The sequence below is a fragment of the Moorena sp. SIO3B2 genome (genome assembly GCF_010692525.1).
Taxonomy (GTDB): Bacteria; Cyanobacteriota; Cyanobacteriia; order Cyanobacteriales; family Coleofasciculaceae; genus Moorena; species Moorena producens.
The window spans coordinates 1-1,067 of sequence record NZ_JAAHHE010000982.1; the positions used below are offsets into that span (position 1 = coordinate 1).

Below are 1,067 nucleotides of genomic sequence, written 5' to 3' on the forward strand. Positions count from 1 at the left end.
AGACCTCTCCAAAAACTTGAAACTTTCTCAGGCACTGCTTTTCAGCGATCAAATTGACCAAGTCAATTTTACGTTGAATTAACGCTATAATAAGCTTAAGAAGCTATTGATGTTAATTTAGCACTAAAACTATGAGCATAGACAACCTCAATTGTTTCAGCAATTTCCGAGGCTTTTGTTACTTGTAATACTAAGGCTCCTGTTCTCAATCTTACCAAACCACATATTGTCAAAATCACCCCAGAATATTTATTAGAATTTAGGCGAAACCTTTCTCCCGCTATTTTAAAAATTTTTACCAACCTAATCACATGTTCTACAAATATTCTGTTTGAAGATAATAGCTTGTTATATTTCTTTTGCTGTGAGGTTAACTCACCATTTCTTGGCTTTTTATGGGGAGTTCTTATTTGTTCTTCTCCTAGATAAGCTTTGTCCCCACTCAGTCGTTGTTTATCATCAAATTTTTTTAAACTTTCCCGACAAATATTTATGTCACTTTTGGGGCCTGGTTTACCGACCACTACATCCACTATATCTTCCCCTTTTGGCAAAACAATAAATTGATTTTTAAATGTATGGTTTTTCTTCTTGCCAGAATAGAATAATTTTTGTTGATTATAGTCTGAAGGTCTTTCTCTGACTTGTTCTGCGCTATCTACTATTAACTCATACTCAGTTAAGGCTTCTTGAATTATATCCTCGGATTCTTCGTACTTTTTTACTTGTTCTAACAAAGAAGCTGGTAGAGCTTCCCTGAAAATAGATTGCCAGTAGTTAAAAGTAGAGTTTGCTTTAGATTCACTCACCTGGAACTGTAGTCCGAGAAGTTGAAAGTTTATGTGATGTCGTAAGTAAATTAATGTCAAGACTATTTGGTCTTCAATTGATAATTTTTGTCCAGCACCTCCCCCAGGCTTTATTAGCCGGACTTTTTGATTTTCAATTTTTTCTTGATGTTGACGATGTAATAACTTAGCTTGTTCTATCAGTTGAGAGAGTTGCTCATAATTTATTCCTAGCAATCTTTTTGTTTGTTTAGGATTTTTTTGGATGTAGTTCCAAGT

The 1,067-nt window shown here is 34.2% G+C and carries 1 protein-coding gene; it reads right to left on the minus strand.

From position 1 onward, the window contains the following. Positions 1 to 95: 95 nt before the first annotated feature. Positions 96 to 1,067, minus strand: a 972-nt coding sequence (locus tag F6K38_RS42905; protein ID WP_287361011.1) for a transposase family protein, incomplete at its 5' end; no start/stop codon positions are given.